25 protein-coding genes and 1 pseudogene are annotated in these 24,527 nt (G+C 62.7%); 20 read left to right on the forward strand and 6 right to left on the reverse strand.

The window, feature by feature from the left end; genetic code table 11:
• The first annotated feature begins 48 nt into the window (after positions 1-48).
• The 4 genes from hpaD to hpaI are packed head-to-tail and all read left to right on the forward strand — an operon-like array spanning position 49 to position 3,024.
• Positions 49-972, forward strand: a complete 924-nt coding sequence (gene hpaD / locus ACLD1Y_RS25260) for a 3,4-dihydroxyphenylacetate 2,3-dioxygenase (RefSeq protein ID WP_429480483.1) — start codon at positions 49-51, stop codon at positions 970-972.
• A 13-nt stretch (positions 973-985) separates the two neighbouring features.
• Positions 986-1,390 (forward strand): 5-carboxymethyl-2-hydroxymuconate isomerase, encoded by a 405-nt coding sequence (locus tag ACLD1Y_RS25265; protein ID WP_429480484.1) that lies wholly within the window; start codon positions 986-988, stop codon positions 1,388-1,390.
• 25 nt (positions 1,391-1,415) lie between these two features.
• On the forward strand, positions 1,416-2,219 hold the full coding sequence (hpaH, locus tag ACLD1Y_RS25270; protein WP_429480485.1) for a 2-oxo-hept-4-ene-1,7-dioate hydratase: 804 nt from the start codon (positions 1,416-1,418) through the stop codon (positions 2,217-2,219).
• A 10-nt stretch (positions 2,220-2,229) separates the two neighbouring features.
• Positions 2,230-3,024: a 4-hydroxy-2-oxoheptanedioate aldolase gene (hpaI, locus tag ACLD1Y_RS25275; RefSeq protein WP_429480486.1), complete on the forward strand. Its 795-nt coding sequence runs from the start codon at positions 2,230-2,232 to the stop codon at positions 3,022-3,024.
• 138 nt (positions 3,025-3,162) lie between these two features.
• Here hpaI and ACLD1Y_RS25280 read toward each other — a convergent pair.
• The 3 genes and pseudogenes from ACLD1Y_RS25280 to hpaA all read right to left on the reverse strand — a co-directional run.
• Positions 3,163-3,687, reverse strand: a pseudogene (locus ACLD1Y_RS25280) (flavin reductase family protein); the annotation flags it as partial.
• 57 nt (positions 3,688-3,744) lie between these two features.
• Positions 3,745-4,914, reverse strand: coding sequence for a p-hydroxyphenylacetate 3-hydroxylase oxygenase component (locus tag ACLD1Y_RS25285; protein ID WP_429480487.1), 1,170 nt, complete (start codon positions 4,912-4,914; stop codon positions 3,745-3,747).
• A 97-nt stretch (positions 4,915-5,011) separates the two neighbouring features.
• A complete protein-coding gene (hpaA, locus tag ACLD1Y_RS25290; protein WP_429480488.1) occupies positions 5,012-5,917 on the reverse strand; it encodes a 4-hydroxyphenylacetate catabolism regulatory protein HpaA in 906 nt (301 codons plus the stop codon).
• Between the two features lie 243 nt (positions 5,918-6,160).
• Between hpaA and ACLD1Y_RS25295 the strand changes: the two genes are divergently transcribed.
• The 16 genes from ACLD1Y_RS25295 to ACLD1Y_RS25370 all read left to right on the forward strand — a co-directional run bounded on the left by ACLD1Y_RS25295 (position 6,161) and on the right by ACLD1Y_RS25370 (position 21,094).
• Entirely contained in the window at positions 6,161-7,006 is an 846-nt protein-coding gene (locus ACLD1Y_RS25295; protein WP_429480489.1) for a transporter substrate-binding domain-containing protein, read from the forward strand.
• The gene (locus ACLD1Y_RS25300) at positions 7,006-7,662 is read left to right on the forward strand and encodes an amino acid ABC transporter permease (protein ID WP_135291742.1); all 657 of its coding nucleotides are present in this window, start codon (positions 7,006-7,008) and stop codon (positions 7,660-7,662) included. The genes ACLD1Y_RS25295 and ACLD1Y_RS25300 overlap by 1 nt, the downstream gene beginning before the upstream one ends.
• Positions 7,662-8,309, forward strand: coding sequence for an amino acid ABC transporter permease (locus ACLD1Y_RS25305; protein ID WP_429480490.1), 648 nt, complete (start codon positions 7,662-7,664; stop codon positions 8,307-8,309). The genes ACLD1Y_RS25300 and ACLD1Y_RS25305 overlap by 1 nt, the downstream gene beginning before the upstream one ends.
• Positions 8,310-8,313: 4 nt before the next feature.
• Positions 8,314-9,108, forward strand: coding sequence for an amino acid ABC transporter ATP-binding protein (locus ACLD1Y_RS25310; protein WP_429480491.1), 795 nt, complete (start codon positions 8,314-8,316; stop codon positions 9,106-9,108).
• Positions 9,105-10,325 carry a M20 family metallo-hydrolase gene (locus ACLD1Y_RS25315; RefSeq protein ID WP_429480492.1) on the forward strand — a complete coding sequence of 407 codons (1,221 nt, stop codon included), beginning with the start codon at positions 9,105-9,107 and terminating at the stop codon, positions 10,323-10,325. Before ACLD1Y_RS25310 ends, ACLD1Y_RS25315 begins: the two co-directional genes overlap by 4 nt.
• Positions 10,326-10,341: 16 nt before the next feature.
• The gene (locus ACLD1Y_RS25320; protein ID WP_429480493.1) at positions 10,342-11,052 is read left to right on the forward strand and encodes a DUF1989 domain-containing protein; all 711 of its coding nucleotides are present in this window, start codon (positions 10,342-10,344) and stop codon (positions 11,050-11,052) included.
• An 86-nt stretch (positions 11,053-11,138) separates the two neighbouring features.
• Positions 11,139-11,744 (forward strand): cupin domain-containing protein, encoded by a 606-nt coding sequence (locus ACLD1Y_RS25325; protein WP_429480494.1) that lies wholly within the window; start codon positions 11,139-11,141, stop codon positions 11,742-11,744.
• Positions 11,745-12,118: 374 nt separating this feature from the next.
• Entirely contained in the window at positions 12,119-13,357 is a 1,239-nt protein-coding gene (locus ACLD1Y_RS25330; RefSeq protein ID WP_429480495.1) for an urea ABC transporter substrate-binding protein, read from the forward strand.
• 10 nt (positions 13,358-13,367) lie between these two features.
• Positions 13,368-14,237: an ABC transporter permease subunit gene (locus ACLD1Y_RS25335; RefSeq protein ID WP_135291736.1), complete on the forward strand. Its 870-nt coding sequence runs from the start codon at positions 13,368-13,370 to the stop codon at positions 14,235-14,237.
• Positions 14,237-15,262 carry an ABC transporter permease subunit gene (locus tag ACLD1Y_RS25340; protein WP_429480496.1) on the forward strand — a complete coding sequence of 342 codons (1,026 nt, stop codon included), beginning with the start codon at positions 14,237-14,239 and terminating at the stop codon, positions 15,260-15,262. Before ACLD1Y_RS25335 ends, ACLD1Y_RS25340 begins: the two co-directional genes overlap by 1 nt.
• The gene (locus ACLD1Y_RS25345; RefSeq protein WP_429480497.1) at positions 15,259-15,981 is read left to right on the forward strand and encodes an ATP-binding cassette domain-containing protein; all 723 of its coding nucleotides are present in this window, start codon (positions 15,259-15,261) and stop codon (positions 15,979-15,981) included. The genes ACLD1Y_RS25340 and ACLD1Y_RS25345 overlap by 4 nt, the downstream gene beginning before the upstream one ends.
• Positions 15,974-16,678: an ABC transporter ATP-binding protein gene (locus ACLD1Y_RS25350; RefSeq protein WP_429480498.1), complete on the forward strand. Its 705-nt coding sequence runs from the start codon at positions 15,974-15,976 to the stop codon at positions 16,676-16,678. Before ACLD1Y_RS25345 ends, ACLD1Y_RS25350 begins: the two co-directional genes overlap by 8 nt.
• A 10-nt stretch (positions 16,679-16,688) precedes the next feature.
• On the forward strand, positions 16,689-18,203 hold the full coding sequence (locus ACLD1Y_RS25355) for an amidase (RefSeq protein ID WP_429480499.1): 1,515 nt from the start codon (positions 16,689-16,691) through the stop codon (positions 18,201-18,203).
• Entirely contained in the window at positions 18,200-19,324 is a 1,125-nt protein-coding gene (locus ACLD1Y_RS25360) for a transporter substrate-binding domain-containing protein (RefSeq protein WP_429480500.1), read from the forward strand. Before ACLD1Y_RS25355 ends, ACLD1Y_RS25360 begins: the two co-directional genes overlap by 4 nt.
• Positions 19,321-19,929, forward strand: a complete 609-nt coding sequence (locus ACLD1Y_RS25365) for an ANTAR domain-containing response regulator (RefSeq protein WP_429480501.1) — start codon at positions 19,321-19,323, stop codon at positions 19,927-19,929. The genes ACLD1Y_RS25360 and ACLD1Y_RS25365 overlap by 4 nt, the downstream gene beginning before the upstream one ends.
• 13 nt (positions 19,930-19,942) lie before the next feature.
• Positions 19,943-21,094: an iron-containing alcohol dehydrogenase gene (locus tag ACLD1Y_RS25370; protein WP_429480502.1), complete on the forward strand. Its 1,152-nt coding sequence runs from the start codon at positions 19,943-19,945 to the stop codon at positions 21,092-21,094.
• A gap of 289 nt (positions 21,095-21,383) precedes the next feature.
• Here ACLD1Y_RS25370 and ACLD1Y_RS25375 read toward each other — a convergent pair whose 3' ends face one another.
• The 3 genes from ACLD1Y_RS25375 to gabP all read right to left on the reverse strand — a co-directional run bounded on the left by ACLD1Y_RS25375 (position 21,384) and on the right by gabP (position 24,235).
• The gene (locus ACLD1Y_RS25375) at positions 21,384-21,884 is read right to left on the reverse strand and encodes a DUF4405 domain-containing protein (RefSeq protein ID WP_429480503.1); all 501 of its coding nucleotides are present in this window, start codon (positions 21,882-21,884) and stop codon (positions 21,384-21,386) included.
• Positions 21,885-21,977: 93 nt separating this feature from the next.
• Positions 21,978-22,829, reverse strand: coding sequence for a GlxA family transcriptional regulator (locus tag ACLD1Y_RS25380; RefSeq protein ID WP_429480504.1), 852 nt, complete (start codon positions 22,827-22,829; stop codon positions 21,978-21,980).
• Complete coding sequence (gene gabP / locus ACLD1Y_RS25385; RefSeq protein ID WP_429480505.1) at positions 22,826-24,235, reverse strand: GABA permease; 1,410 nt, start codon at positions 24,233-24,235, stop codon at positions 22,826-22,828. Before gabP ends, ACLD1Y_RS25380 begins: the two co-directional genes overlap by 4 nt.
• Positions 24,236-24,527: the final 292 nt, after the last annotated feature.

A 24,527-nucleotide genomic window follows, 5' to 3' on the forward strand; every position in this document is an offset into this window, starting at 1 on the left:
ACCATCACAAGAATACGGGCCCCCGAGGGCCCCGCCAGGAGAACCGTCATGGGCAAGCTTGCTCTCGCTGCCAAGATCACCCACGTTCCCTCGATGTACCTGTCGGAACTGCCCGGCCCACGCCAGGGGTTTCGCAAGGCCGCCATCGACGGCCACCTCGAAATCAGCCGGCGCTGCCGCGAATTGGGGGTGGACACCCTCGTGGTGTTCGACACCCACTGGCTGGTCAACGCCAACTACCACATCAATTGCGGGCCGCATTTCAAAGGCTTGTACACCAGTAATGAGCTGCCGCACTTCATCAGCAACATGGAATACGAGTTTGCGGGCAACCCCGAACTGGGCAAGCTCCTCGCCGATGAATGCAACCGCCTGGGCGTGGAAACCATGGCCCACCACGCCACCACCCTCGCGCCGGAATACGGCACCCTGGTGCCGATGCGCTACATGAACGCCGACCAGCATTTCAAGGTGATCTCGGTGTCGTCGCTGTGCACCTCGCACTACCTCAACGACAGTGCGCGCCTGGGCTGGGCCATGCGCAAGGCGGTGGAAGACCACTACGACGGCACCGTGGCGTTCCTCGCCAGTGGCTCGCTGTCGCACCGCTTTGCGCAGAACGGCCAGGCGCCGGAATTCGCCACCAAAATCTGGAGCCCGTTCCTTGAAACCCTCGATGAGCGTGTGGTGCAGATGTGGCAGAACGCCGAATGGCCGGAGTTCTGCGGCATGCTGCCGGAGTACGCGGCCAAGGGCCACGGCGAAGGCTTTATGCACGACACCGCGATGCTGCTGGGGGCCATGGGCTGGTCGAACTACGACGCCGAGGTCGAGGTGCTCACGCCCTACTTCGCCGCCTCCGGCACCGGCCAGATCAACGCGATTTTCCCGGTAACGCCACAGGACGGTTCGGCGACGCCGCCGGCCAGTGCGTCTAACCCCAGCGCCGTGGCGTCCACCAGCCGTCTCTGACCAGGAGCCTCACATGCCCCATCTCGTGCTGCTCTACACCGCCGACCTGGAACACGGCGCCGATATCCCAGGCCTGTGCCGCGCACTCGCCGACACCATGCTCGATCAACAGGACGAAAGCGGCAAAGCCGTGTTCCCCAAGGGCGGCACCCGCGTGCTGGCCTACCCCGCCGCCCACTGCGCAGTGGCGGATGGCCAGGGCGATTACGGCTTTTTGTACGCCAACCTGCGCATGGGTGCAGGTCGCAGCGCGGCGGTGCATAAGCAGGTCGGCGACCACCTGCTGGCGGTGCTGAATACCCGCCTGGGCCACCTCCTGCTGCAACGACCGATCGGCATCACCCTGCAGATCGACGAAAGCCCAGGCCAGGTCTACGACGGCAAACACAGCAGCCTGCACCCGCTGTTCAACCGCTGAACCCTTCTTTGCAAAGAGACCCGTCATGCTCGATTCGACTTTGATCCAACAGGCGGCCGCTCGCCTGAACACCGCCGAACGCACGCGCCAACAGGTGCCGCAGTTTTCCCTGGCCTACCCCGACATCACGCTTGAAGACGCCTACGCCATCCAGCGGGCGTGGGTGGCACAGAAAATCAAGGACGGGCGCAAGCTGGTCGGCCACAAGATCGGCCTGACCTCTCGCGCCATGCAGGTGTCGTCGAACATCACCGAACCCGACTTCGGCGCGCTGCTCGACGATATGTTCTTTGACGAAGGGACCGACATTCCCTTCGAACGCTTCATCGTGCCGCGGGTTGAAGTGGAGCTGGCGTTTATCCTCGGCAAGCCGCTCAAGGGACCGAACGTGTCGGTGTTCGACGTACTCGACGCCACCGAATGGGTGATCCCGGCACTGGAAATCATCGACGCACGTATCCAGCAGATCGACCCGCAAACCGGCGCGACCCGCAAAGTGTTCGACACCATTTCCGATAACGCCGCCAACGCTGGCGTGGTGATGGGCGGCCGCCCCGTGCGCCCCACCGACGTGGACCTGCGGCGCATTCCGGCGGTGCTGTACCGCAACGGCGTGATCGAAGAATCCGGCGTCAGTGCCGCCGTGCTCAACCACCCGGCCAAAGGCGTGGCGTGGCTGGCCAACAAGCTGGCGGCCTACGACGTGACCCTGGAAGCGGGCCAGATCATCCTTGGCGGCTCGTTCACCCGGCCGGTGGCGGCCAATCCTGGGGACACCTTCCATGTCGACTACGACCAACTGGGCAGCATCGCCTGCCGTTTCGTCTGAGGGTTGAACCATGCTGAAAAACACCTTCAAGGCCCGCCTCAAGGCCGGCGAACCGCAAATCGGCCTGTGGCTGGGCCTGGCCGATGCGTACTGCGCGGAACTGGCGGCCAACGCCGGCTTCGACTGGCTGCTGATCGACGGCGAACACGCCCCCAACGACCTGCGCAGCCTGCTTGGCCAGTTGCAGGCCATTGCACCCTACCCGTCGCAACCGATCATCCGCCCGGTGGTGGGCGACACCGCGCTGATCAAGCAAGTGCTGGATATCGGCGTACAAACCCTGCTGGTGCCCATGGTCGAAAGCGCCGACCAGGCCCGTGAACTGGTGCGCGCCATCACCTACCCGCCGCACGGCGTGCGCGGTGTCGGCAGTGCCCTCGCACGGGCGTCGCGCTGGAACAGCGTGCCGGACTACCTGGACAAGGCCGATGAAGAAATGTGCCTGCTGGTACAAATCGAAAATACCGTGGGCCTTGCGAACCTGGATGAGATTGCTGCGGTGGACGGTGTGGACGGCGTATTCATCGGCCCGGCGGACCTCTCGGCCGCCATGGGCCATCGCGGTAATCCGGGGCACCCGGACGTGCAAGCAGCGATCGAAGACGCCATTGCGCGGGTGCGTAAAGCGGGCAAGGCCGTGGGCATCTTAAGTGCTGATGAGACGTTGGCGCGCCGCTACCTGGAATTGGGCGCGACGTTTGTGGCCGTCGGCGTGGATACCACCGTGTTGATGCGCGGCCTGCAAACCCTGGCTGGACGCTTCAAACAGATTGAAACCCCAGCCGCAGCGGGTGGGGTGTACTGAAATCTCTGTGACAAGAAATTAACTGTGGGAGCCAACCCTAATGCCAGTCAGTTAAGGAAACGAAAGGCTGCCACAAACTTGTGGTGAGCGGGCTTGCCCCGCTCACCACAGAAGCTGTTTTGCGCATGCAATTTCTTAACTGACTGGTTGATCAACACCCTCGCCCTGGGCCAGTTGCGGATGCGGCAACACCATCGAATAAGCGCCCTGGTGATACAGCAACGGCGCACGGCCAAAATCGTCAAAGCGCACCACCTTGCCGATCATGATCCAGTGATCGCCGCCATCCACCTGCTGGTACTTCTCGCAATGAAAGTGCGCCGCACAGTCGGCAAACACCGGCGCGCCGCCTTCACCGTGCTCATGGGCGATACCGGCAAAACGGTCTTCCTTGGGGCGGGCGAAGTTGTTGGACAGCTCGATCTGGTTGGCCGCCAGGATGTTCACCGCAAAATGGCTGGCCTGCTCAAACACCCCGTGGCTGGTGGAACGCTTGTCGATGCTCCACAACACCAGCGGCGGGTCCAGGGATACCGAGTTGAAACTGTTGGCGGTGACGCCCACCTGTTTACCGCACTCGGTGGCGGCCGTGACCACCGTGACACCGGTGGCGAAGTTGCCCAGCGCACGGCGAAAGGCACGCGAATCAAATGGCGTAGACATACAAGACTCCTGGCACCGCACACGCGGCGCCCATGATTGTTATTGTTGGGTAACCACTCAGACCATGCTCGGGTCAGGCTCAAGCCCCATCAGCTCGCGGCCCAGGATCTGCGCGCAAACGTCGTAGTCGGTATAGGCATGCGCCCCGGTCATATGGGCGTCGCGCCACAGCCGTTGCAGTTCGTTGCTCTCCATCCACGCGCCGCCACCGGTCGCTTCGAACAAGCGGTCCACGGCCTGGATGCACATCTTCACCGCGTACGCCTGGTTGGTGCGCCAGAACGCCAGGGTTTCCTTGGACGGGTACACATGCCGCTCGCCATGCTCGGCATGCTCCAGCCAAGTCTTTTCGAGGAACGCGCGAGCCGCCGCCACCTGGTGCGTGGACTCGGCCAGGCGCATCAGTGCCGGGGTGGCCGCGCCGACTTGCGCACCGGTGTAGGCGCGCACGCGGTTGCGGGTCTTGTCGCGGAACGCTTGCAGCATGCGCTCGGCAATCCCGAGGCTGACGGTGGAGAAACCACTGGCGAAATACGGGCGATACGGCGTGTAGTAAATCTGGCTGTCGGGGTACAGGCCAAACCCGGCGGACTTGCCTTCCATCATGTCCTTGGCCTTCTGGATGCGATGGTTGGGCACAAACACATTGTCCACGCTCAGCGTCTTGGTGCCGCTGCCACGCATGCCCAGCGCAAACCAGTCATCGAGAATTTGATAATCGCTGCGCGGCAACACCGCGAAGCAGTAATCCTGGCCGCCTTCGGCATTGTGCCGACGGCAGCCCATGATCGCCCATTCAGCGTGATCGCTGCCGCTGCTCCAGCCCATCTGGCCGCTGAACAGCACACCACCTTCCACCTCCTCCACCTTGCCGAACGGCGCGATGCTGCTACTGGCGGTGGCGTCGGGGTTTTCCAGCCACAACTCGTCCTGCAATCGCTTGGAAAACATCGCCAACTGATGGCTGTGGGTGCACAGCAAACTCATGGCCCACGCGGTACTGGCGCAGGCTCCGGCCAGTAACGCGATGCAGTCACAGAACGCCGGCAAGGACATTTCCAGCCCGCCATAGGCGCGGGGCTGGAACGCACGGTGCAGGCCGATGCGCTTGAGCAAGGCGATGTTTTGCGCGGGTACTTTTCGATCGTTCTCGGCCTGCGCCGCATTGGCCGCGATGGTCGGCAGCAGGGCCTTGAGGTCTTCGAGCAAGGGGTTGGGTTGTTGCATGGGACACCTGTTTTTATTGGAGTTGGTGTCCAGTATTGCCAGCGAACGTCAGGGGCGGAATGGATGTTCCATGGGGACGCTTGCACTTTCCATAGGGCTACTTGAACCCGCCCTGGCTGGCGCGATATTCACCTGGCGCCATGTGCGCGTAGCGCTGGAAAAAACGGCTGAAATACGCCGGGTCCTTGAAGCCCAGGCGGTAGCAGATTTCGTTGGCCGAATGCCCGGTGAACAGCAGCAGGCGCTTGGCTTCCTGCATCAAGCGCTCCAGCACCAGACGCTTGGACGACAATGCCGCGACCCGCCGGCAAATATCATTGAGCCGTGCTTCGCTGACCCCCAGGCTCTGCGCATACACCGCCAGGGGCAGGTGCTCCAGGTAGCGCTCTTCAATCAGCGCATTGAAGCGATAAAACACTTGCAAGTCCTCATGCCGCGCCGGGCGTGCTGCCAGCGTCTGCCCGGCCAGGCGGAACAGGCCGGTCATGATCAGCCGCGTCAGCGCCTCAAGCGCCGGCCCCCGGCCGACGGCGCGGCCATCGAATTCACGGCGCAGTTCATCCAGCAGCAGGCTCAGGCGCTCGGCTTCGGGCTTGAATACGGCGTCGAGCTTGTCCAGCGCCACGCATACCGGCGCCATGCTCGGCGCAGGCGCCAGGCTCGGGTCCTGCTCCAACAGGCTCCACACCAACTGCTGCTTGACCGTCAGCACATGGCCCTCGCTGTCGGGCTCGGTGGCGAAGGAATGCGGGATGGTCGGCGGCGTGAGGAAAAACATCGGCCCGCGTTCGACGTATTGCTGGTCATCCAGGTACACCCGCACCGCGCCGTTTTTCACGTAGTGCATCTGGAAAAACCGGTCGTGCCGATGCACCGGCATATTGCGCCCGAAGAACCCCGCGAGGTTGCTGAGGCGGTCGTAGTGGATGTCGGCGTCGCTGTAACGCTGGTCATAGACTTGGCCGATGTTGATGTTGGGAATCGGCGAACGCTCGGTGCTCATGAAAACTCTGCTCTTCTTGTTGTTGGCGTTGCACGGCCGCACGGGTGCACCCGCTCAAGGTATCAGCGCACCACAACAAAGCAACAGCCTCTCTTCGGTGCACGTTCGATACGCCATCGCCTCTTTCAACACGCCCGATCCTTGTAAATCCAAGGCCGCAAAGGATTGGCACACTTCATGCCTCTGTATATTCATTCAAGTTGCTTGAATGAAATTACCGACCTTTCAAGGGGAATGACAATGATGCGATTCACGTTAAAAGCACTGTCCTTGTCGCTGGCTGCGCTGTGCAGTGTGTCCGTGGCCCACGCCGACGATCTGTTGCAGCGGATCAAGCAGAAAAACGAGATCGTCGTGGCGACGGAAGCGCGTTTCGCGCCATTCGAATCCGTTGAGAACGGCAAGATCGTCGGCTACGGCGCCGACCTGATGCACTACGTGCTCGACGCCGACCTGCCGGGGGTCAAGGTGCGCCAGCTGGACCTGCCGTTCCAAGGCATCCTGCCGGGCCTGGACACCAAAAAGTTCGACTTCGTGGTCACCTCGGTCACCGTCAACAAGGCGCGCTTCGAACAGTTCGCCTTTACCGTGCCGATTGCCGAATCCACCGTGGCCCTGCTCAAGCGCGCCGACGATAGCAACGTGAAAACTCTGGCCGATCTGAATGGCCGGGTGATCGGCTCCCAAGCGGGCTCCGGCCAACTGGCGGTGTTGCAGGCGCTGGATGCCAAGCTCAAGGCCGAAGGCCAACCGGGCCTCAAGCGCATCAAGGAATACGTCGGCTTTGACGAAGCCTATGCCGATTTGGCCAACGGGCGCCTCGACGGCGTGGCCCAATCGCTGTCCAACCTCGGCCCACTGATGAAGGCGCGTCCGGGTGTGTTCAGTACCCTGCCTGAGATGGTCGGCCCAGTGACCTACTTCGGTTGGGTCGGCCGCAAAGACGCCGACAGCGCCAGCCTGGTCAAACTGTTCAGCGACGGCATTGCCCGCGCCTCGAAGGACGGCACCCTCAAGACCCTGCAAGACAAATGGTTCGGCTTCACCATGCAATTGCCGACCGACGCCATGCCGGTGCCGAGCATCTGATGAACGATTTCAGCAGCCGTCTCGCCCTGTATTGGCCGGCCTTGCTCGATGGCGCCTGGACCACTCTGTGGCTGTGCAGCATCGCCATGCTGCTGGGCTTTGCGCTGGGGGTGCTCATTCACCTGTTGGCCAACGGCCGCAGCCGGGTGGGCGTGGCGTTTACCCGGGTCTACGTGAGTTTCTTTCGCGGCACGCCAATGCTGGCGCAACTGCTGCTGATCTTTTACCTGCCTTCGGCCTTGGGCCTGGACATTCCACCCATGGTCGCTGCAGCGGCGGCGCTGGCCTTGAACACGGCGGCCTACCAATCGCAGATCCTCAGCAGCGGCTTTGCGGCGATCCCTCGCGGGCAGTTGGAAGCGGCGTCGATATTCGCGTTGGGCAAGTACAACACGTTGGTGCATATCCAATTGCCCCAGGTGCTGCGCCTGACCTTGCCAGCGCTGATTTCCGAGCTGATCGATGTGATCAAGGTGTCGGCGGTGGTCTCGGTGATTTCCATCACCGACCTGATGCGCGTCAGCCAACAGTTGGTGTCGCAAACCTATCGCCCGCTTGAGGTGTACCTGGTGGCGGCGCTGTTCTACCTGGTGCTGACCAGCCTGTTGAGCGTGCTCGGCAGCCTGTTGGAACGCCGCTGGAAGGAGCGCACCTGATGCACGAAGTCTTGAGTTACCTGCCGGATTTTGCCGATGCACTGCTGGTGACCCTGGGCATCAGCCTGGCCGCCGCCGTGATCGGTTTGGCCGCAGGCTTTGGCCTGAACGCCCTGCGCCTGCGGGTGCCGGGGTTTGCCCTGGTGTACCGCGTGTATGTGTGGCTGATCCGTGGCACGCCGTTTTTGGCGCAGTTGGCGGTGATTTATTTCGGCCTGCCGGTGATCGGCCTGCGCCTGGAAGCCGTGGAGGCCAGCATCCTCGCACTGGCGCTCTACAGCGCCGCGTATTTTGCCGAGTTGTTCCGCTCGGCCTGGGCCAGTGTGCCCCATGGCCAGGTGGAAGCGGCGCGAGTGCATGGCCTGTCGCAAGGCCAGGTGTTCTGGCATGTGCAGGCACCCCAGGCCCTGGCCTTCGCCCTGCCGTTGTTGGGCAACCAGGTGATCCTGACCATCAAGGAAAGCGCCGTGACCTCGATCATCACCGTGCCGGAACTGACCATGACCGCCGGGCGCATCGTCTCCACCACCTTTTCTTATGTCATGCCCTACGCCCTGCTGGTGTTGAGCTACTGGCTGCTGACCAGCGCGGTCGCGGCCGTGGCACGCAGCCTGGCGCGGCGCATGACCCGTCATCTACGAGGCTGACCGGATGAGCAGCCTACCGCTTCTTGAACTGCGCGGCGTCGGCAAGTCCTACGGCGCCAACCGCGTGTTGCGCGGCTTTGACCTGCAGGTGCAAGCCGGTGAAATCGTCTCGCTGATCGGGCCTTCGGGCTCGGGCAAGACCACCGCGCTGCGCTGCATGAATTTCCTGGAACGCTACGACGAAGGCGAAGTGTGGATCGACGGCCAACTGCTGGGCTACAGCGGCCCCGGTCGGCAAGTGAGCGATTGCGACAGCGAAGCCAAGGTCGATGAAGTGCGCAACCCGCTGTCCATGGTGTTCCAGCAATTCAACCTGTGGCCGCACATGACGGTGCGCGAAAACGTCATGGCGCCATTGGTGCTGGGCAAGCGCATGGCTAAAGCCCAAGCGCGCACCTTGGCCGATCACGCACTGGCCCGGGTCGGCCTGGCCGCCAAGGCCGATGCCTACCCGGCACGACTCTCCGGCGGCCAGCAGCAACGCGTCGGCATTGCCCGCGCACTGGCGGTGAAACCGCGGCTGATGCTGCTGGATGAACCCACCTCGGCCCTCGATCCGGAACTGGTGGAAGAAGTGCTGCACGTGATCCGCAGCCTCGCCGACGATGGCATGACCATGGTCATGGTCACCCACGAGATGAGCTTCGCTGCGCAGATTTCCGATGTGGTGGTGTTCATGGAGGCCGGGCAGATCATCGAGACCGGTGCGCCCCAAGGCCTGTTCAATGCGCCCAAGACCGAGCGCCTGCAACAGTTCCTCAAGCCCTGGTTCAACCGCAGCCTGCAGGTGACGTCATGACCGCCCTCGCCGTTTCAGCCGCGCGCCTGCAAGGCCTGCTGGACACCCTGGCCACCTTCGGCCCCGGCGCCAATGGCGGCATGAACCGCCAGGCCTTGTCGCAAGAAGATCTCCAAGCCCGCGCCTGGCTGATCGACGCAGCGCGCAAGCTCGGCTGCACCGTCTGGACCGACGCCTGCGCCAACCTGTTTTTGCGCCGCGACGGCCGTGAAGACCTGCCGCCAGTCATGACCGGCAGCCATATCGACACCCAACCCACCGGCGGCACGCTGGACGGTTGCTACGGTGTGATGGCCGGACTTGAATGCCTGCATGCTCTGCACGACGCCGATGTGCGCACGCGCCGCCCCATTGAAGTGGTGGTGTGGACCAACGAAGAAGGCAGCCGTTTCAGCCCGGGCGCCATGGGTTCCAGCGCTTATGTGCAGCCTGAGCGGCTCGCGGCTTATCGCAACAACCTGGACAAGGACGGCGTGTCCGTGGGCCAGGCGCTGGACGCCCACGCCCTGCGTTTTGCCGACATCCCGCTGCGGGGCAAGATCAACACCCATGCCTTTGTCGAGCTGCATATCGAACAAGGCCCGGTGCTGGAGCAGGCCAATATCCCGCTGGGTGTGGTCTCGGGCATCCAGGGCGTGCGCTGGTACCAGGTGCGCTGCACAGGCGCCTCGGCCCATGCGGGCACCACGCCGCACCCGATGCGCAACGATGCGATGTCGCAGGCCATGGAGGCCGTCAAGCGCATCGATGCACTGGCCGACACGCTGGCCGGTGAGGATAAGCGTCTGACCTTCGGTCGCTGGAACGTGCACCCCAACGCCATCAATACGATTGCCGGTGAAGTGACCTTCAGCATCGACTTCCGTCACGCCGACCCAGCCGTCCTCGCAGCTTTCGATGCTCAGTTGAGCACTTGCCTGCCGACCAATGCCGAGCTGACAAGCCTGTTCAGCCATGCGCCGACGGCATTCGATTCCAAGGTCATCGAGGTACTCGAACACGCCTGCGACGCCACCGGCCTGCCGTGGCAACGCATCCGCTCCGGCGCCTTCCACGACGCCATGTACCTGGCCGAGCACTGCCCCACCGCCATGCTGTTCGTCCCCAGCCGCGACGGCATCAGCCACAACCCGCTGGAATTCACCGAACCCACGCAACTGCTGGCGGGCGCCCAGGCTCTGGCCTGGAGCCTGGTTGCACTTGCCGAACAACCCTGAACCCATAGGAATATTTATGAGCCACGTTACCCATAGCCACGACTACCCAGCCTGCTGCCAACCCGACAACGGCGATTCCCTGGGCATCAACGCCACCCTCAAAGAGCCGATCTCGGTGGACGGCACCCCAGTACTCGGCGAAACCTACACCGTGCCCGCCCGCTGCGGCCGCGCCGTGCGCCTCAAGGCCGGTGAAGTGATCAAGATCGTCAACACCCACGGCACCCAGGTGTGCGACACCTGGCTGTTCAACAGTGAAGACATGAGCGAATTCCTCTCCATGGAACACGCCCGCGCCCACTGCAACAGCATCATCCCCAAGGCGGGCGATGACCTGTTCAGCAACCGCCGCCGCAGCATCGGCACCCTGCTCACCGACACCTCGCCGGGCATCCACGACACCCTGATGGCCGCCTGCGATTTGCATCGCTACACCAACCTCGGCGTGGTGGGTTACCACGACAGCTGCGCCGACAACATGCGCCTGGCCCTGGCTGCCATCGGCCTGCGCGCCCACGAAGTGCCGCAGCCGTTCAACCTGTGGATGAACATTCCGGTCAAGCCGGACTACAGCGTCGAGTGGCTGCCACCGGTGTCCAAGGCTGGCGACTATGTGGAGATCCGTGCCGAGATGGACGTGGTGGTGGTGATGTCGGCCTGCCCGCAGGACATCGTGCCGATCAACGACCTCAACCCGGTAGAAGTGACCTTCTCGGTTCACGCCTGAGGCTTGAACCGGCAGTAGACGGCAGGCATCCGTGACCCTAGGATGCCTGTCGCATCATTGAATGCCCTTTTTCACCCGAGGCCTGCATGTCCACACCCAGCAAACCGCCTGTCAGCAAAGCCCTGCACTCCGATGGCCTGCCCAGCCTGAGCGTGCGGCTGCGCCATGCGCGCAAGGTCGCCGGGCTGACCCTCAAGCAGGTGGCGGTGGCCGCCGGCTGTTCCGAAAGCCTGATCTCCAAGCTGGAAAACGACGCCGCCTCGCCGTCCCTGGCCATGCTGCACCGCCTGGCCCTGGCGTTGGGCAGCAACGTGTCCGAACTGACCAGCGAAGAATGGGTGTCGGAAGAACCGGTGCTGCGCGCCGGCGCCCGGCAGGTCAATCGCTTCGCCAGCGGCGCGAAGAAAGGCTATATCGACCTTGAGCGCATCACCCACCTGCAAAAAGGCGGGCTGTTGCAGGGCGATATCCATATCGTGTCGCCGGGCATGGTCAGTGACATGATCGAGCATGCCGGTGAAGAAATGGGCTACGTGATCGAGGGCAGCCTGGAGCTGACCTTGGGCGAAACCACCTACACCTTGAACGCCGGGGATTCGTTCCACTTTCCCAGCAATGTGCCCCATGGCTATCGCAATGGCACCGACCGTGTCGCGCGCATCTTGTGGATCAACACCCCTGCTACCTTCTAAACACAGGCGCACCGCAAACGTGCGTCGTTTCTACCCAAGTGACAGTTTTCAGGGCGTCGCCAACGCCAGCCAACCCAAGCATTCCCTTTAAAAACATAAACATAGCGTTTATGGCCTGAAGCTTGCTTTTGAAACAGCGCCGCGCCTTGCGGTACTCGTTTCCCCCATCCCCTTGCGATGGGCGACCCAGCCTCAACGATGCGGCTGATGTCTCCAAGCGAAACGACTCACACATTCAGCCGACAGCGTCGTCGGTATGTGAAATCAGGCCCTCCTTCCCCCCGCCTGCATTTCTTCCCAGACCTTTCCTCTTCCAGCGCACCGGCCCAAAGGCTGCGGTGGACGTTTGGGCCTGGGTTCCAGGAGTCTTCCGAATGGCTATGAATCGTCGTGCTTTCCTGCGTACGTCCGCTATTTCTGCTGCTGCATTGTCCACCTTGAGCTTGAAGAGCTTTTCGGCGTTTGCTGCCGATGACGCGATCAATATCGCCTCGCTCTACGACAACTCCGGTGGCCTGGACATCTATGGCAAGCCCATCGTCGACGCCCTCACCTTCGCGGTCGAAGAACTCAACGGCGCTGGCGGCCTGCTCGGTCGCCCGCTCAACCTGATCAAGTACGACACCCAGTCGAACATGCAGCTCTACGCCCAATACGCGCAACAAGCGGCGCTCAAGGACCGTGCGGCGGTGGTGCATGCCGGTATCACCTCGGCCTCGCGGGAAGTGGTGCGCCCAGTGCTCGACCGCTACAAGACCCTTTACTTCTACAACAACCAGTACGAAGGCGGCGTGTGTGACCGCAACGTGTTTGCCACCGGCGTGACCCCTGGCCAGACCGTGGAGAAACTGGTATCCCACGTCACCCAAAAGTGGGGCAAGAAGGTCTACATCGTCGCGGCCGACTACAACTACGGGCAGATCGTCACCGCGTGGGTGAAGAAGTACGTGGAACAGGCCGGTGGCGAAAGCGTGGGTATCGAGTTCTTCCCGCTGGACGTGACCAACTTCGGCGCCACCATCTCCAAAATCCAGGAAGCCAAGCCGGACTTCGTCTGGTCGGCCCTGGTGGGTGGCGCGCACATGTCGTTCTATCGCCAATGGAAAGCCGCAGGCATGACCGGCAAGTTGCCGATTGCGTCCACCACCTTCGCTGGCGGCAACGAACACATCGTGCTGTCGCCAGAGGAATGCAACGGCATCCTGATCTGCCAGAACTATGTGCAGGAACTGGCCACGCCGCAGAACCAGGCGTTCGTCGAACGTTTCCACAAGCGCTTTGGCGCCGACTACCCCTACATCACCGAACTGGCCATGGGCGCCTATCAGGGCATGATGCTGTGGGCCGAAGGCGTGCGCCAGGCTGGCACGGTGGAGCGCATGGCCGTGACCCAGGCCCTGGAAAAAGGCATCAGCCTCGACCTGCCCAGCGGCAAGGTCAGCGTTGACCCGGCGACTCACCACTGCGTGCTCGACGTGCACATCGCCGAGGTGCGCGACCGCCGTCTGGAAGTGGTCGAAAGCTTTGCCCAACAAGCGCCGTCCGACACCGCCGCCGTGTGCGATTTGGTGAAGAACCCGCGTGACGCCAAACAATACAGCATCGCGCTGTAAGGAGGCCGACATGGATTGGGCTGCCATTTTTTCCCTGCAAATCGTGGGCGCCATCGCCACGCTGGTGCTGTTGAGCATCGGCCTGGCGGTGGTGTTCGGGATGATGAAGATCATCAACCTGGCCCACGGTGAATTCATGATGCTCGGCGGTTACGTCGCCGTGCTCGCCACCCACCACCTGCATGTGCCCATCTGGATTTCGATCCTGGTGCTGGCGCCTTTGACCGTGGGGCTGTTCGGCATGCTGGTGGAGCGCCTGCTGGTGCGCCACCTGTACGGGCGCATGATCGACACCATGCTCGCCACCTGGGGCCTGAGCCTGGCCCTGACCGGCGCGGCCACCATGCTGTTCGGCAACACCACGGTGGGCATCAGCTCGCCGTTGCCGGGCATCAGCATCGGCGCGTATCAAACCAGTGGCTACGGCCTGTTTGTGATCGGCGTGGCCGTGGCCGTACTGCTGGGCATGTGGGCGCTGCTGCGCTTTACCCACTTTGGCCTGTGTGCCCGCGCCACCATGCAAAACGCCAAGATGGCCGCTGCATTGGGGGCCAATCCTGGGCGCATCTACAGCCTCACGTTTGGCCTCGGTGCCGCGCTGGCTGGTCTGGGCGGTGCGGTGTTGGCGCCGCTCACCGGGGTGATCCCGACGCTTGGCGCCAGTTATATCGCCAAGGCGTTTATCACCGTGATCGGCGGTGGCAGCGCGGTCATCACCGGCACGCTGAGCGCCGCCAGTGGCTTTGGGGTGATCAGCCAAGTGGTGACGTTCTTCAGCACCCCGGTGTTCGGTGAAGTGGCATTGCTGCTGGCGGCCATTGTGTTGATCCGCGTACTGCCTCAGGGCATTACCGGTCGTTTCTTTCGGAGGGCGTTCTGATGCCTGTTGATACCCGCACCCTGTTACCGGTGCTCGGCTGCGCCCTGGCCGCCGTGCTGGTGGCGGTCCTGCCGCAGTGGCTCGACCTGTTTACCTTATTGTCCCTGACCATCTACCTGGTGATGGCGCTGTTGGCCTTGAGCCTGGCGTTTATCTGGGGGTTTGGCGGCATTCTGTGCTTTGGCCAGGCGGCGTTTTTTGGCCTGGGGGCCTACGCCTATGCCATCGGTGTGCTGAATATCGGCGACAGCACCTGGCCGGTGTTGCTGGCCATCGCCGTACCGGCGCTGGTGGCGGCGGCCATGGGCTACTTCATGTTCTACGGCGGCATCAGTGACGTGTACCTGGGGGTGATCACCCTGGCAGTCACCTTGATTCTGTTCAATGTGATGAACTCCACGTCCGGCTCCGAGTACCACATCGGCAGCGCATTGCTGGGTGGTTTCAACGGCATCCCGGCGATTCCCACCTTGAATGTGCCGTTCAACCCGGACCGTGTGCTGGAGCCGGAAACCCTGTTCCAGGTGATCGGCGGTGCGTTGATCCTGTGCTACCTGGGCCTGCGCGGACTGCTCGCCAGTCGTTTCGGCAAAGTGGTCGTAGCGATTCGTGAAAACGAACAACGCGCCGGCCTGCTGGGCTATGACACGCGCCTGCACAAGTTGATCGTGTTCAGCCTGGGCGGCGGCACTGCGGGGTTGGCCGGTTGCCTGTTCGCCAACTGGGGCGCGTTTGTCAGCCCGGGTGTGTTCGGGCTGGCGCAGTCGGCGCAGATCATCATCTGGGTCATCGTCGGCGGGCGCGGCACCTTGTTCGGGCCGATCCTGGCGTGCATCGGCATCCAGGCGCTGATGGCGCGGCTGGGAGAACAGCAGCATGTGGACAGCGGCTTCGTACTCGGCCTGATTCTGTTGGTGTTTGTGATGCTGTTGCCACGCGGCTTGCTACCGACCCTAAGCAGCGGCGTAGCGCGTGTGTTCCAACGCCGCCCCCAACCGTTGCCTGCCCAGGAGCGCGCACTATGAGCCTGTTGCAAACCCAAGGCCTGGGCGTGAGCTTCGGTGGCGTGCATGCGGTAAAAGAGGTGGATTTCACCCTGCAAAGCGGCGAACTGCGCTGCCTGATCGGGCCCAATGGCGCCGGTAAAAGCACCTTTTTCAAGATGCTCAGTGGCCAGCTCAAACCCACCCGTGGCGTGTGCCACTTCAAGGGCCAGCGCATCAGCGGGCTGGCGCCGCACAAAGTCGCCCAACTCGGCATCGGCATCAAAACCCAGGCCCCCAGCGTGTTCGACGGCCTGGACGTGCTGGAAAACCTGCGCCTGGCCGCCAGCCGCAAGCAAACCCCAAGCGAAGCGCGCAACACCGCCGAAGAGACCCTGGAACGCATCGGCCTCACCGAGCTGCGCACGCGCCTGGTGGGCGATTTGGCCCACGGCCAACGCCAGTGGGTGGAGCTGGGCATGATCCTCGCCTCGCGCCCGGAGCTGGTGCTGCTGGACGAACCGGCGGCCGGCATGACCTACCAGGAAGTGCGCAAGACCGCCGCGCTGATCAAGGAAATCAATGCCCACAGCACCGTGGTGGTGGTGGAGCACGACATGGAATTTATCCGCCTGATCGCCGGCACCGTCACCGTGTTCAACCAAGGCGCGATCCTGGCCCAAGGCAGTTTTGCCGAGGTCACCCAAGACCCCGCCGTGCGCGAAGCCTACCTGGGCAAGCAGGAGATCAAACATGCTTGAAGTCATCGGTTTATCCGCCGGTTACGGCCGTATCCCTGTGCTGCGCGACATTCGCTTGAGCTGCGCCGCCAACACCTGCGTGGGCGTGCTGGGGCGCAATGGCATGGGCAAGACCACCTTGCTGCGTGCGCTGATGGGGGAAATTCCCACCATGGCTGGCAGCCTGCATTTTGATGGCGAGGACTTGAGCCGCGCCGCTGCCCACCAACGCGCCCGCGCCGGTATCGGCTATGTGCCCCAAGGTCGGCAGATCTTCCCTTTCTTAAGCGTGCGGGAAAACCTGCGCATGGGCTGCGTGAAGGATTTTGCCAAGGCCGACGCCACCATCGAACGCATCCTTGCGTACTTTCCGCGCCTGCAACGCCTGCTCGACCAGCCCGGTGGCGCGCTGTCCGGTGGTGAGCAACAGCTGCTGGCCCTGGCCCGCTGCCTGTGCGGCGAACCCAACATCATCCTGCTGGACGAGCCCACCGAAGGCATCCAGCCCTCGATCTGCGACGAAATCATTGAAACCCTGCAGCGCCTGCGCGTGGAGCAAAGCCTGGCGGTGATCCTGGTGGAGCAAGACATTGAATTCTTGAGTGCCTTGTCCGACCGCATCCTGATCATCGAGAACGGCCAACTGGTGGACGAGGTCGACCCGGCCCACACCAGTGCCGAGGCCATCGCCGAGCGTTTCATGGGCTTTCATGCATAAGGAACCTGCTATGACGATTCAACGCCCTACCCTGGCCGACCTCACCCAAGTCGGCCGCAGCCTTGGCCTGGAACTGGCCGAGCCGCTGCTGGATGAATACGCATACATTCTCGAAGCCGTGTGGCAGGACTACGACCGCCTCGACGCCATCGCCACCCCGCCCGCACCACCGCGCTACCCACGCGGCCCGGGCCAGGTGCCGACGGACAATCGCTACAACGCCTGGTACGTGCGCACGGATATCCAGGGCGCCGCCAGCGGAAAACTGGCTGGCAAGCGCGTGGCGCTCAAGGACAATATCTGCCTGGCCGGCGTGCCAATGATGAACGGCGCATCGACCCTGCACGGCTATGTACCGGACATTGACGCCACCGTCGCCACCCGCGTGCTGGACGCCGCCGGGCAGATCCTCGGCAAGGCCCATTGCGAGTTTTTCTGCGTGTCGGGCAGTAGCCACACCAACGCCACCGGCGCGGTGCACAACCCGCGTAATCCGGGGCATTCCACTGGCGGTTCGTCGTCGGGTTGCGCCGCGTTGATTGCCGCCGGTGAAGTGGACCTGGGCATCGGCACCGACCAAGGTGGCTCGGTGCGCATTCCGGCGGCCTACTCCGGTATCTATGGCATGAAGCCGACCCACGGGCTGATCCCCTACACCGGCATCATGCCCATCGAAATGACCCTGGACCACGCCGGGATCATGAGCGCCAACCTGGCCGACAACGCCCTGTTGCTGGAGGTACTGGCAGGCGCCGACGGGCTCGACCCACGCCAGGATCGGGTGGTGCCGACCGAGGCCTATACCCAGGCCCTGGGCAAAGGCTGCAAGGGCTTGCGAATCGGGGTGGTGCGCGAAGGCTTCGGCCACGCCAACTCCGAGGCGGATGTGGATGCGGCGGTGCGGCGTGCTGCGGCGTTGTTCGAAGGCCTCGGCGCCAGGGTCGAGGACATCTCGATCCCGCTGCACGCCCTGGGCCACGCGATCTGGACCCCGATTGCGGTAGAAGGCACCACCCAATTGCTGCGCGGCTACAATTACGGCTCGAACTGGAAAGGCCTGTACGTGGAAAGCCTGATGCGCGCCCAACAGGATTGGCAGAGCAAGGCCGGGCAATTCCCCCACGATTTGAAAACCTGCCTGTTGGCCGGTGAATACGCGTACAAACGCTTTGGCGGCCAGTACTACGCCAAGGCCCAGAACGCCGCCCGGCAACTGCGTGCGGCTTACGACCAGCACTTGCAGGACTTTGACGTGTTGCTGATGCCTACCGTGCCGCTCAAGGCGCCCAAACTGCCCACAGCAGACGCTTCGCCCAGCGAGTGGGTGCAACGGGCCCTGGAAATGAACGCCAACACCGCGCCGTTCGACGTGACCGGCCACCCTGCGCTGTCGATCCCTTGCGGACTTGCCAGCGGCCTGCCGGTGGGCATGATGCTGGTGGCGCGGGACTACGATGAAGCCATGCTGTACCAAGTGGCGCACGCGTTCGAACAACATATTGACTGGGAAAGCCTGACGTCATGAGCACCCCCGACTACAAAGTCGGCCTGTTGTTTTCCGAGAGCAGCCTCACCGCTGCCTCGGAAACCACCCAGGCCAATGCCACTCACTTGGCCATCGCCGAGGTCAACGACGCGGGCGGCATCCATGGCCGGTTGCTGGTGCCGGTTGATGGCCACCCCGGCGCCGAACCTGCGGATTATCGCGACAGCGCCGTGCGCCTGTGTGACGAACACCAGGTGCAGGTGCTGTTCGGCACCCACATGTCGAGCACCCGCAAAACCGTGCTGCCGGTGGTGGAGAGCCGTCGCCGCTTGCTGTTCTACCCCACGCTCTATGAAGGGTTTGAATACTCACCGTGGTGTTACTACACCGGCTCCGCACCGAACCAGAACTCGGTGCAATTGGCGCGGTATGTACTGGAACACTTCGGCAACCGCGTGCTGTTTGTCGGTGGCTCCTATGTGTACCCGTTCGAGTCCAACCGCATCATGCGCGAGCTGTTCGAACAGGCCGGCGGTGAAGTGGTGGACGAGATCTACCTGCCCTTCCACGCCACCGCCGAAGACTTCGAACGGGTGATGCAACAGGCGCGGGCCACGGCACCGGATGCGATCTACTCGACCATCGTCGGCAGCGATATCCCGGCGCTGCACCGGGCCTATCGCCAGGCCGGTTTCGACCCGGCGCGCATGCCCATCGTCAGCCTGGCCACCAACGAGGTGGATGTATTGCGCATGAGCGCTGAAGAAGCCGAAGGGCATGTGTCGGCGGCACCGTGGTTTTCCACCTTGCAGACGCCCGCCAGCCAAGCCTTCTTGGCGCGCTACCGGGCGCGTTTTGGTGATGAAGCACCGCTGACAGCGGGCGCCGAGGCGGCGTATTTCCAGGTGCATCTGTTCGCCGAAGCGGCACGGCGCGCAGAGGGTGGGTCTATCGAAGCGCTGCGCCAGGCGTTGGCCGGTGCGAAGTTCGACGCGCCTCAAGGCCGCGTGCAAATCGACGCCGACACCCAACACACCTGGCTGTGGCCACGCATCGCCCGCCTCGACCACCAGCGCCGTTTCGAGTTGGTGGTGCAAAGCGAGCAACCGGTCAAACCCAGCCCGTACATGGTCGACTACCAACTGGATGGGCAGCCATGAGCGGCAGCAGCGCACCTTCATTGCTGCGCGAACTCAAGGGCCTGCGCGTGCTGGTGATCCACCCGGTGGACGCCGAAGCCCGCGTGGTACTGGACCAGTTGCAGCGCATCGGCTGCATCGTCGAGCAATGCTGGCCGGTGCCTGCGCACTTGCCAGAGCACACCGACGTGGTGCTGCTGGCCGTGGAACTCAGCCAGCGCCTGAACACCCAGGCGCTGGTGGAAGGCCTCAGCGAACAGGCGCCGCCGATCATCGCGGTGGTGGGCTATGAAAACCCCTCGATGCTGCAACTGGTGCTGGAAACCCAGCCGGCTGCGGTCATCGAGCGTCCACTACGGCCCTTCGGCCTGTTGACCCAGTTGCTGATGGCTCGCGCTGCCTGGCGCGCACGTATCGACATGCTGGCGCAACTGCGCAAGTTGCAGACCCGGCAACCGGCGGTTTCCAAGATTTCCATGGCCAAGGCCTTGCTCATGGCCCGCCATCGCATCGGCGAAAACGACGCCCACCGCCGTCTGCAACGGGATGCCATGGCCAGCCGCACCAGCATGGAGGCGGTGGCCCAAGCCATCATCGATGCCGGCCTGCCCCCACTATCAGAATAAGCAGAGGTTACTTATGCAAGCCTTCAATTTCAGCACCACCGCCCACCTGATCTGCGCCAGCGGCGCTGCCGCCCAACTGGCCGAACATTGCGCCGCCCGAGGCGCGCGCAACGTGCTGCTGGTGACCGACGCCGGCATCCTGCGCCATAACCTGCTGGACTCAGTGCTGCCCGGCTTTGCCGCCGCCGATATCAACTTACAGGTGTACAGCGACGTGCTCGCCGACCCGGCCGAAGAGCTGGTGCTGGCCGCCACTGAACAAGCCCGCGCAATGGGCGCCGACCTGATCGTCGGCTTCGGCGGCGGCAGCTCCATGGACACCGCCAAGCTAGTCGCCTACCTCGCCCAGCCTGGCCAACGCCAGGGCCTGAGCGACATCTACGGCGTCAACCAGGCCAGCGGCACACGCCTGCCGCTGATCCAGGTGCCGACCACTGCCGGCACCGGCTCGGAAGTCACGCCGATCTCCATCGTGACCACCGCCACCGGCAAGTCCGGCGTGGTGTCGCCGCAGTTGCTGCCGGACCTGGCGATTCTGGATGCACAACTGACCGTGGGCCTGCCCGGCCCGGTCACCGCCGCCACCGGTATCGACGCGATGGTGCACGCCATTGAGGCCTACACCAGCAAGCTGCGCAAAAACCCGATCTCCGACCTGCTCGCCCGTGAAGCCTTGCGCCTGCTCAGTGCCAACCTCGAAACCGCCGTGCGCGAGCCGCACAACCTTGAAGCACGCCAGGCCATGCTGCTGGGTGCCTGCCTGGCCGGCCAGGCCTTTGCCAATGCCCCGGTGGCGGCGGTGCATGCGCTGGCTTATCCGTTGGGGATTACGTTCCACTTGCCCCATGGGTTGTCCAATGCGCTGGTGCTTAACCCGGTGCTGGCGTTCAATTTGTCCCATGCCGGGGGGCTCTATGCGCAGCTTGCGCCGTGTGTATTAGGGGAGCGGTTGGAAGCGGGCGATGGCGCGGCGCAGTTCATCGCCGAGATGCAGCGCATCCACGCTGCTGTGGGCTTGCCGCTGCGCTTGAGAGATGCGGGCGTGACCCTGGAAAGTTTGCCGGAGTTGGCCCGCAGTGCGATGCAGCAACAGCGACTGCTGGTGAATAACCCGCGTGAAGTGAGTGAGGCGGACGCGTTGGCGATCTATACCGCTGCGTATTGAAGGGCAAATAGAAGCTAGCCCTAGTGATGTACCTGTGGGAGCGGGCTTGCTCGCGAAAGCGGTGGGTCAGTCGAAATATCTTTGACTGATACACCGCTTTCGCGAGCAAGCCCGCTCCCACATTTGGCCTTCATACATCAGGTAGATTGTGTCGCTCATCCAGTTGGGGTTATGGACGATCGCGCAACAGTGCGGCAATCATCTGCACCGGCGGCATATGCGCGGTCTGCGCCACTTGGTTGAGGCTGGCGCTGGCGGATTCCACCACCCACCCATGTNCCAGTTGGGGTTATGGACGATCGCGCAACAGTGCGGCAATCATCTGCACCGGCGGCATATGCGCGGTCTGCGCCACTTGGTTGAGGCTGGCGCTGGCGGATTCCACCACCCACCCATGTTGACGCATGCGCGCCATCAGCTCATCCGGGGTGACTTTGAACAGCGCGGCACTGTCGCTCAGCGGCGCCTTCGCAACCAGTTGCACTACCGCCACGGCTGGGTTACCGGCTGACCGCGTGCTGAAATTGGCCACCACAAACGGCAGCGCCATCACCAGCGATAACACCAGCGGAATGAACAGTGTCTTGCGCTTGATATAGCCCATCAACGGGCCCCAGTTTTTCCACAGGTGCAGCACGATCGGCACGAGCAAGACCATGCTCAGCCATTCATGCATGCTGTGGAACAGCCCGGAGGACCAGTGGAAGAACAGCGCGACACCGGAAATTGTCGAGACCAGGAAGAAGCCGGTGGTGAGAGGCGTTGCGTAGCGATGGATCAGGGTTTTCACGGCGGGGGCGTCCGTTCAGGGTTTCAAGGGCGCCGGATCATATCGCTGATGGGTGTAAAGGGTCTGTCAGCCTGGGTAAAGTTTTAGACGCAATCAGGTTTTAAGTCGTTTTACGCTGGCAAACGTCGACTCACCCCGCGCCTGCTCCAATGGATTCATCGGCGCGGGCACGGGTTGGCGATGAATGATCGGCTTAACCACGATGGAGCGCTCACTGTCGGTAGCCGAACGCTCATCACTGGGCGGCACGCCGAAGTATTCGCGGTAGCACTTGGAAAAGTGCGGCGTGGAGATAAAGCCACACAGCACCGCCAGTTCCACGATTGAAATAGGCGTTTGCTTAAGCAATTGCCTTGCCCGTATCAAGCGCAGCCGCAGGTAGTAGCGCGAAGGCGAACAGTGCAGGTACTTCTGGAACATGCGCTCAAGTTGCCGGCGCGACAGGGCGACATACGTCGCCAGTTCATCCAGGTTGATCGGTTCTTCGAGGTTGGCCTCCATCAACGCGACGATTTCCTGCAACTTCGGTTGCTGGGTGCCGAGCATGTGCTTGAGGGGCACGCTGCATTCAAAGCCGTCGAGCAACCCGGCGCGGGCCAATACCCAACTGCCGGTGCAGATGCCGCCCAGGCGCTTGGAATACCGCGCCTGGCTGCGCAGCCATTTCACCAGCTCGCCGGTCACCGTGCCCTGGATACCAATGCCGCCGCACACGATCACCGTGTCCGCTGGCGGCACGCTGGTGATCGAACCGTCAGGGGTGACCGGCACCCCGTCACTGGCCCACACCGGGTGACCGTCCAGGCTCGCGGTGTGCCAGCGGTACAGTTCCTGGCCCGACAGTTGGTTGGCCATGCGCAACGGTTCCAAGGCAGACGCCAGGGAGATCAGGGTGAATTGGTCCAGCAGTAAAAACACCAGGCTGCTGACAGGCCTTGCACTCATGGCTGCGAGGCTGCGGCAACCGACTTCGGCGCACCCTCGGGGTGCCGCGCGGTGATCAACCCGATGAAGGAAATGATCAGGGCCAGGCCAATGGTCGAGGACACTTCAAAGCGGTGCTCGGGCGTCACCAACATCACCGTCAACGCCGTGCAGATAAAGGCGATGACCAACCAGGTCAGCCAAGGAAACAGCCACATCTTGAAGGTCAACTTGACGTTACGGCGTAGCAGGATCTTGCGCATGCGCAGCTGGGAAACGGCGATCACCAAGTACACCAACAAGGCGATGGCGCCTGAGCTGGCAAGCAGGAACTGGAACAGCCCGGCCGGCATGAAGTAGCTGAGCAACGTCACGCCCGCCCCCAGGATGGTGCTGGCAATCACCGCGGCCCGAGGCACGCTGGCCGACGACGTCTTCTTCAACATGGCCGGTGCATCACCGCGCTTGCCCAGTGAAAATAGCATGCGCGAAGCAATATAGATCGATGAGTTCATGCAACTGGCCACGGCGATCAACACCACAATGTCCACCAGCAGCTTGGCGTGGGGAATATTCATCAATTCCAGTGCCCGTTGATAGGAACCGACCGAGGCCAGCAGCGGGTCATCCCACGGCACCACCGAGATCACCACAAAGATCGACAGCACATAAAACACACCAATGCGCCACATTACCGAACGCGTCGCCCGGGCGATGTTCTGCGCCGGGTTGCTGGACTCGGCCGCCGCGATGGTCACCGCTTCCGTGCCGATAAAACTGAACATAATGGTGATGAACGCGCCCACCACCGCCGACAACCCGTTGGGGGCAAACCCACCATGGTCCTGCATCAACTGGCTGAGCCCGCTGGCCTCACGCTCGGGCACCCAGCCCATCAACACCGCAAAGCCCACGCCGATAAAGCCGATGATCGCCACCACCTTGGCCATCGCGAACCAGAACTCGAACTCGCCGTATTTGGAGACGCTGAACAGGTTGGTGACCACCAACAAAAAGATCGACAACAAGGCAAACAGCCAAGCGTCGATCTGTGGGAACCATTGGTTGAGGATATGCCCGGCGGCCAGGGCCTCGATGGGGATCACCAGCACCCAGAACCACCAGTACAACCAACCGATGGTAAACCCGGCCCAGCGGCCGATGGCCTGGTCGGCATAGGTCGAGAACGACCCTGTGTCGGGGTTGGCCACCGCCATCTCCCCGAGCATGCGCATCACCAGCACCACCAACAGGCCGGAGAAAAAATACGCCAGCAGCACCGCTGGCCCCGCCGCCGCAATGGCATGCCCGGAGCCGACAAACAACCCCGCACCGATGATGCCTGCGATGGAAAGCATGGTGACATGGCGCGGCTTGAAGCCCTGCGCCAACTGGGCGTTGGAATCCTTCGGGGTCGGGCTATTCATTGTTTTCTTATTCTCGGTGATCGACGTAAGGCCTACTGACTCACGGGTCAGGCGATCATCATTTTTAATGATGGGGTCACCTTACGCGGGCTGAGTCGTCCGAAAATAGCCTGGGTGCGGCATGGTTTGGTCTGATATCGACATGGCGTCCGCTGACTGACCGAGATTGACTGTCGAACCCAGTTCTAAATGTGGGAGATTCTATGGTTGAGGGGAAGTCCCCAAAACCGCTTTTGACTTGTACTCACTCTGATTTTTCAGGAGTGAAAACGCGATCCGTGCCAGCTTGCGG

Origin of the sequence: Pseudomonas sp. 18175 (assembly GCF_050432925.1) — a bacterium.
In the GTDB taxonomy this organism is placed as follows: domain Bacteria; phylum Pseudomonadota; class Gammaproteobacteria; order Pseudomonadales; family Pseudomonadaceae; genus Aquipseudomonas.